The 8,337-nt window shown below is 72.3% G+C and carries 2 protein-coding genes; both read right to left on the bottom strand.

The window, feature by feature from the left end; genetic code table 11:
• The coding region (locus QMK24_RS39985) for a beta-ketoacyl synthase N-terminal-like domain-containing protein (protein ID WP_283471815.1) at nucleotides 1–1,129 on the bottom strand (1,129 nt) is incomplete at its 3' end.
• Between the two features lie 60 nt (nucleotides 1,130–1,189).
• A partial coding sequence (locus tag QMK24_RS39980) for a type I polyketide synthase (RefSeq protein WP_283471813.1) occupies nucleotides 1,190–8,337 on the bottom strand: 7,148 nt, incomplete at its 5' end.

Here is an 8,337-nt window from a genome sequence, read left to right as displayed (position 1 = left end):
ACTTCAGCGAGCCGAGCCAGAGCGGAAGCTGCGGGTCGCGGTCCTGGCCGTACGTGGCCAGCAGCGCCTGCGCCTCGATCGGGTCGCCCAGCGTCGTGCCGGTGCCGTGCCCCTCGACGGCGTCGACGTCGGCGGTGCCCAGCCCGGCGTTCTTCAGGGCCGCGCGGATCACGCGCTGCTGGGAAGGGCCGTTGGGAGCGGTGAGCCCGTTCGAGGCGCCGTCCTGGTTGACGGCGGTGCCCCGGACGACGGCCAGGACGGGGTGTCCGAGCCGCTGCGCGTCGGAGAGCCGCTCCACGAGGAGCAGGCCGACGCCCTCGGCCCAGCCGGTGCCGTCGGCCGCGGCGGCGAAGGCCTTGCAGCGGCCGTCGGCCGCCAGACCGCGCTGCCGGGAGAATTCCACGAACACGCCGGGCGTGCTCATGATCGCCGCGCCACCGGCCAGCGCCATGTCGATCTCGCCGTTGCGCAGCGCCTGCACCGCCAGGTGCAGCGCCACCAGAGACGACGAGCACGCGGTGTCCAGGGTGACGGCGGGGCCCTCCAGGCCCAGCGTGTACGAGACGCGCCCGGAGGCGACACTCGCGGCAGTGCCGGTGCTCAGATAGCCCTCTACCTCGGCGGGCGCCTGCTCCATGTCGGTGGCGTAGTCGTGGTACATCACGCCGGAGTACACGCCGACCTTGCCGCCGCGCAGCGACGTCGGGTCGATGCCGGCCCGCTCGAAGGTCTCCCAGGAGGTCTCCAGCAGCAGCCGCTGCTGCGGATTCATCGACAGGGCCTCGCGCGAGTTGATGCCGAAGAACGGGGCGTCGAACTCCGTCGCGCCGTGCAGGAAACCGCCCTCGCTGACATACGACGTGCCGCGCCGGTCGGGCTCGGGGTCGAACAGCCGGTCCAGGTCCCAGCCGCGGTCCTCGGGGAAGCCGGAGACGGCGTCGACGCCCTGCTCGACGAGCTGCCACAGCTCGTCGGGCGAGGAGACCCCGCCCGGCAGCCGGCAGCCCATGCCCACGATCGCGATCGGCTCGGACTTCTCGGCCTCGACCTCCCGCAGCCGCTTGTTGGCCTGCTTCAAGTCGACCAGTGCCCGCTTCAGATAGTCGCGGAGCTTCTCGTCATTCGACATAACCGGGTCTTCCCTCTCAAGGCGTCGGATCAAGGCGTCGGTTGGTGGTCCGGTGGCGGTTCAGGACAGGCCGAGTTCGCCGTCCATGAGGTGGAAGATCTCGTCGTCGGTCGCCGAGTCGAGGTCGAGGTCCTCCCCGGTGCCGCCGGTGGCGGCGCTCGAACCGGCCTCCACCTTCGCCGTCAGCGCCCGCAGCCTCACGGCCACTTCGGCCCGAACCGACTCGTCGGAGGCCAGCGCGGCGAGGGCCGCTTCCAGCTGGTCCAGCTCCGCCGACACCGAGGGCGGTGTGCCCGGCCCGTCGCATCCGAGCTCGTGCCGCAGGAACTCGGCCAGCGCGGTGGGGGTGGGATGGTCGAAGACCAGCGTGGCCGGGAGCCGTACACCGCTGACCGTCGCGAGCCGGTTGCGCAGGACCACGGAGGCAAGGGAGTCGAACCCCAGGTCCTTGAAGGCATGCTGGGCCCCGACGGCCTTCGCCGTGGAGTGACCGAGCACCGAGGCGGCCTCGGAGCGCACCAGGTCGAGCAGCATCCGGTTCCGCTCCGACTCGGGCAGCGCCTTCAGCCGGTCGGCCAGCGGCTCCTCGGTCACCACGGCGGTGCGGGCGGCCTGCCTCGGCCTGCGCACCAGGGACCGCAGCAGCGGCGGTACGGACCCGTCTCCGGGACCCCGCAGGGCCGTCAGTTCCAGCCGTGCCGTCACCAGCGCCGCATCGGCCGACCGCAGTCCCACATCGAGCAGCGCCAGCGCCGACTCCGTGGACATTCCGGTGATCCCGGTGCGCTTGCCGCGCTGGAGGTCGGCGGTGCCGAGACCGCCGGTCATGCCGCTGGCTTCCTCCCACAGGCCCCAGGCGAGGGAGGTGGCGGGGGTTCCTTGGTTGCGGAGTTGGTGGGCGAGGGCGTCGAGGGCGGCGTTGGCGGCGGCGTAGTTGGCTTGTCCGGGGTTGCCGAGGGTGCCGGCGGCGGAGGAGTAGAGGACGAAGGCGTCGAGTTTGTTGTCGCGGGTGAGTTCGTGGAGGTTGAGTGCGGCGTCGATCTTGGGTTGGAGGACGGTGTCGAGTCGGTCGGGGGTGAGGGCGGTGATGATGCCGTCGTCGAGGATTCCTGCGGTGTGGATGATCGCGGTGATGGGGTGTTCGGCGGGGATGGTGGCCAGGGTGGCGGCGAGTGCGTCGCGGTTGGCGGCGTCGCAGGCGGTGATGGTGATGTGGGCGCCGAGTGCGGTGAGTTCGGCTTGGAGTTCTGCTGCTCCTGCCGCGTCGGGTCCGCGGCGGCTGGTCAGGAGGAGGTGGCGGATGCCGTGGGTGGTGATGAGGTGGCGGGCGGCGAGAGCGCCGAGGGTGCCGGTACCACCCGTGACCAGGGCGGTGCCCTCAGGATTGAGCGTCCAGCCGTCGTCCTGCGGTTCGGCGACGGCGCGGGCGAGCCGGGGGACCGAGGCGGTTCCCTGGTGGAGCGCCAACTGCGGTTCGCCGGTGGCGAGGGCCGACGGCAAGGCACTGCGGCTTTCATCAGCCTCGTCGAGGTCGATGAGGACGATCCGGTCGGGGTGTTCGGCCTGGGCGGTGCGGACCAGTCCCCAGACGGCGGCCGCCGCCGGGTCGGTGACCGCGTCCGCCGTCAGGACGACCAGCCGGGCATCGTCGGAGCCGGTACCGGTGAGCCACTCCTGGACCCCGGCGAGCGCGCGGGCGGTCAGCTCGCGGATGTCGCCGGCGTCGGCGGTGAGATCGAGGGTGGGCCAGAGCTGCTCGGGGCCGGCCTCGGCGAGGGGCAGCGGCTGCCACTCGATGCGGAAGAGGGAGTCGTGATGGACGTCGCCCTGGGGGCTGAGCAGGCTGGTGTCGACGGCGCGGAAGGTGAGCGCCTGGACGGTCGCGACGGGGGCGCCGGTGGTGTCGGCGGCGTCGACGGTGACGGTGTTGTCGCCGGTGGGCGCGATGCGGATCCGGAGCTGGGTGGCCCCGGTGGCGTGGAGCGCGACGCCCTTCCAGGCGAAGGGCAGGAGAACGTGTCCGGGTTCGGTCGCGGTGACCGCGCCGAAACTGGTGGCGTGCAGGGCCGCGTCCAGCAGGGCCGGGTGCAGCCCGAACGCCGCAGCGTCCTGGACGTCCTCCGGGAGGGCGACCTCGGCGAAGATCTCGTCACCGCGCCGCCAGACCTTGTGCAGGCCCTGGAAGACCGGCCCGAACTCATGCCCGTCGGCCGCCTGACGGTCGTAGAAATCGCCCATCACGACCGCCTCGGCGTCCTTCGGAGGCCAGACGCCCGCGCCGGAGGCGGGACGGGGACTCTCCGCGGTGAGGAATCCGGCGGCATGCCGGGTCCACGCCGCCGAGCCGCTGACGACGACGGTGCCGTCCGTGGCGTCGGAGTCGTCGGGGCGGGAGTAGATGCTCACGGCCCGCCGGCCGGTGTCGTCCCGTTCGAGGACCTGCACCCGGAGCTGTACTCCGGTGTGCTCGGGCAGGACGAGCGGCGCTTCGAGGACGAGTTCGTCCAGTACACCGGTCCCGGCCTCGTCGCCGGCGCGTACCGCCAGCTCGACCAGCGCCGTGCCCGGTACCAGCACCACATCCGATTTGGCGTGGTCGGCCAGCCACGGATGCGTCCGCACCGAGAGCCGGCCGGTGCCCACCAGGCCGTCCGTGTCCGGGAGTTCGGTGATCACGCTGAGCAGCGGATGACCGGTGGCGTGCAGCCCGAGGGACGTGGCGTCCGCGGAGCCGCTGCCCGCCTCCGCCCAGTGGCGTTCCCGCTGGAAGGCGTACGTGGGCAGGTCGACCCGTGCGGCGGACGTGCCGTCGAAGAGCGCCGGCCAGTCAACCGCCGTGCCGCGTACGTGGATGCCGGCCACCGCCGCCAGCAAGGTCGCGGTCTCCGGGCGTTCCCGGCGCAGCGTCGATACGCACAGCGTCTGCTCCGGCTGTCCGGTGCCGTCGCCGAGGGACTCCTGAGCCATCGCGGTGAGTACGGCGTCGGGGCCGATCTCCAGGAAGCCGGTGACGCCCTCGTCCTGCAGGGTGCGCACCGCGTCCAGGAAGCGCACCGGCCGGCGGACATGCTCGGTCCAGTAGTCGGGGGAGGCGAGCTGTTCGGCTGTGACCGGCTTGCCGGTGAGGGTCGAGACGATCGGGATCCGCGGCGCCTGGAAGTCGAGCCGTGCCGCGACCTCGCGGAACGCGTCGAGCATTCCGTCCATCCGCGGTGAGTGGAAGGCGTGGCTGACGCGCAGCCGCTTGGTCTTCCACCCGAGACTCCGGCAGGCGCTGGTGATGCGCAGCACCACGTCCTCCGCGCCGGAGATCACCACCGACGAGGGCCCGTTGACCGCCGCGATCCCGACCCATTCGGTGTCGGTGAGCAGCGGGCCGAGATCGGCCTCGGTGGCCTGCACGGCCACCATGGCGCCGCCCTCGGGGAGGGCCTGCATCATCCGGCCGCGTGCCGCGACCAGGGTGGAGGCGTCCGGCAGGGACAGCACGCCCGCGACGTGCGCGGCGGCCAGCTCGCCGATAGAGTGCCCGGCTACGTGGTCGGGCCGTACGCCCCACGACTCCACCAGCCGGAACAGCGACACCTCGACGGCGAACAGCGCGGCCTGGGTATAGACCGTCCGGTGCAGCAGCTCGGACCGGTCGGAGCCCGCCTCGGCGAACACCACCTCGCGCAGCGGATGGTCCACATGGCCAGCCAGCTGCCGGTCCAGCGCCTCGCACACGGCGTCGAACGACCGCGCGTACACGGGGAAGGTCTCGTACAACTCGTGTCCCATGCCGGGCTGCTGACTGCCCTGGCCGGAGAAGAGGAAGGCGGTCCGGCCGCTCACCGGTTCGCCGGCGATCACGGAGCCGGGAGACGCGCCGCCGGCCAGGGCCTCGAGGCCGGCCAGCAGTTCCTCGCGGTCACCCGCCAGCACCACGGCCCGGTGGTCCAGCACGGCCCGGCTGGTCACCAGGGAGTACGCCACGTCGGCGAGGTCGTCCTCCGTGCGGGTGGTCAGCTGTGCCGCGAGCCGCCGCGCCTGTCCGCGCAGGGCATCCGGGCTCTTGGCGGACAGTGCGTACGGCAGCTGCGCCGGCACGGGCGCGTTCTGCTCAGGGGCGGTCGCGCTTGCGGGCGAGCCGTCCGGCGCGATGTCCGTGAGGCTCTCCGGGGCCGGGGCCTGCTCGATGATCACGTGGGCGTTGGTGCCGCTGACACCGAACGAGGAGACGCCCGCCCGACGCGGTTTCCCGTCCTCCTCCGGCCAGTCCCGCGCCTCGGTGAGTAGTTCCACCGCGCCCGCCGACCAGTCGATCTTGGGTGACGGCTGGTCGACGTGCAGGGTCTTGGGCAGTACGCCGTGCCGGATGGCCTCGACCATCTTGATCACGCTGGCCACCCCGGCCGCTCCCTGGGTGTGGCCGATGTTGGACTTCAGCGAGCCGAGCCAGAGCGGGTTCTTCGGGTCGCGGTCCTTGCCGTACGTGGCGAGCAGGGCCTGGGCCTCGATGGGGTCGCCGAGGCTGGTGCCGGTGCCGTGGGCCTCCACCGCGTGGATGTCGGTGGAGTCGAGCCCGGCGTTCTTCAGGGCGGCGCGGATCACGCGCTGCTGAGAAGGTCCGTTGGGGGCGGTGAGGCCGTTGGAGGCGCCGTCCTGGTTGACGGCCGAGCCGCGGACGATGGCGAGTACGGGGTGTCCGAGCCGCTGTGCGTCCGAGAGGCGTTCGACGAGGAGCAGGCCGATGCCCTCGGCCCAGCCGGTGCCGTCGGCCGCGGCGGCGAAGGCCTTGCAGCGGCCGTCGGCCGCCAGACCGCGCTGCCGGGAGAACTCCACGAACGCGTCCGGGGTGCTCATGACGGCCACACCGCCGGCCAGCGCCATGTCGGTCTCGCCGTCGCGCAGTGACTGCGCCGCGAGGTGCAGGGCGACCAGCGAGGACGAGCACGCCGTGTCGATGGTGAGCGCGGGCCCTTCGAGGCCGAAGACATAGGAGATACGGCCGGAGGCGACGCTTCCCGAGGTGCCGGTGAGCCGGTAGCCCTCCGAATCCCCGTTGTCCTGCTGCAGCCGCATCGCGTAGTCGCGGTCGTTCATCCCGACGTACACGCCGACATTGCCGCCGCGCAGCGCGGCCGGGTCGATGCCGGCCCGTTCGAAGGTCTCCCAGGAGGTCTCCAGCAGCAGCCGCTGCTGCGGGTCCATGGCGACGGCCTCACGCGGAGAGATCCCGAAGAATCCCGCGTCGAACTCCGTGGCGCTGTCGAGGAACGCACCGTTGCGCGCGTACGACCTGCCCCTGCGCTCCGGGTCCGGGTCGTAGAGGCCCTCCAGGTCCCAGCCGCGGTCCGCGGGGAAGCCGCCGATGACATCGACGCCCTCCGCCACCAGCCGCCACAGCTCCTCGGAGCTGTTGGCGCCGCCCGGGAACCGGCATCCGATCGCCACGATCGCGATCGGGTCGTCGGACGTCGCCGCGTTGCCCGTGACCACCGCGGCCGTCGATGCTCCCGGCTGCTCGCCGATCAGCTCGGCGCTCAGGTAGCGGGCGAGCGCGGTCGGCGTCGGGTAGTCGAATACCAGCGTGGTGGGCAGCCGCAGTCCGCTGCGCGCGCTCACCCGGTTGCGCAGTTCCACCGCGGTGAGCGAGTCGAACCCGACCTCCTTGAACGCCCGGTCCGGCTGGATCCGCTCGGCGTTCGCGTGGCCCAGCACCGACGCGGCCTCGGCACGCACCAGGTCGAGCAGCACCCGGCCCTGCTCGGCCTCGGGAAGCCCGGTCAGCCGCTCCGCCAGCGAGTTGTCGCCGGACGCCGCGCTGCCCGCCTGGGCGGTGCGCCGGGCCGGACGTACCAGGCTTCGCAGCAGTGGAAGCACCGGTTCGGTCGCCGACCTGACGCGCAGACCAGCGAGGTCCAGATTGGCGGCCACGAACGCCGCGTCTGTGGACCGCAGCCCCGCGTCGAGCAACGCCATACCGGCGTCGGCGGTCAGCCCCAGCATGCCGTCGCGGCGGTGGCGCAGCAGCGCCGTGTCGTCGAGATGGCTGGTCATTCCGCTGACGTCGGACCAGTAGCCCCAGGCGAGGGAGGTGGCGGGGGTTCCTTGGTTGCGGAGTTGGTGGGCGAGGGCGTCGAGGGCGGCGTTGGCGGCGGCGTAGTTGGCTTGTCCGGGGTTGCCGAGGGTGCCGGCGGCGGAGGAGTAGAGGACGAAGGCGTCGAGTTTGTTGTCGCGGGTGAGTTCGTGGAGGTTGAGTGCGGCGTCGATCTTGGGTTGGAGGACGGTGTCGAGTCGGTCGGGGGTGAGGGCGGTGATGATGCCGTCGTCGAGGATTCCTGCGGTGTGGATGATCGCGGTGATGGGGTGTTCGGCGGGGATGGTGGCCAGGGTGGCGGCGAGTGCGTCGCGGTTGGCGGCGTCGCAGGCGGTGATGGTGATGTGGGCGCCGAGTGCAATGAGTTCGGCTTGGAGTTCGGTTGCTCCTGCCGCGTCGGGTCCTCGGCGGCTGGTCAGGAGGAGGTGGCGGATGCCGTGGGTGGTGATGAGGTGGCGGGCGGCGAGAGCGCCGAGGGTTCCGGTACCGCCGGTGATCAGAACGGTGCCCTCAGGGTTCAGGGGCTGCCGTCGGCTCTCCTGTTCGATGCCGGCACGGACGAGCCGCGGCACTGACGCGACCCCTTCGTGCAGGGCGATCTGCGGCTCACCCGTGGCCAGGGCCTGGGGGAGTGCGCTGCGGCTTTCGTCGGCGTCGTCGAGGTCGACGAGGACGATCCGGTCGGGGTGTTCGGCCTGGGCGGTGCGGACCAGTCCCCAGACGGCGGCCGCCGCCGGGTCGGTGACCGCGTCCGCCGTCAGGACGACCAGCCGGGCGTCCTCCTGCTCCGCGCCGGTGAGCCACTGCTGCACCTCGGCCAGTACATGAGCGGCCCGGCCGCGTATGTCGTCCGTGGCCCCGGTGAGGTCCAGGATCGGCCAGGACCGGGCGGGGACCAGCGCTGCCAGCGGCAGCGGCTGCCACACCACCCGGAAGAGGGAGTCGTGATGGACGTCGCCCTGGGGGGCGAGCAGGCTGGTGTCGACGGCGCGGAAGGTCAGCGCCTGGACGGTCGCGACGGGGGCGCCGGTGGTGTCGGCGGCGTCGACGGTGACGGTGTTGTCGCCGGTGGGCGCGATGCGGATCCGGAGCTGGGTGGCCCCGGTGGCGTGGAGCGCGACGCCCT

Source organism: Streptomyces sp. PH10-H1 (assembly GCF_030063355.1).
Lineage (GTDB): Bacteria > Actinomycetota > Actinomycetes > Streptomycetales > Streptomycetaceae > Actinacidiphila.
This window is presented reverse-complemented; position numbering and strand designations above follow the sequence as displayed.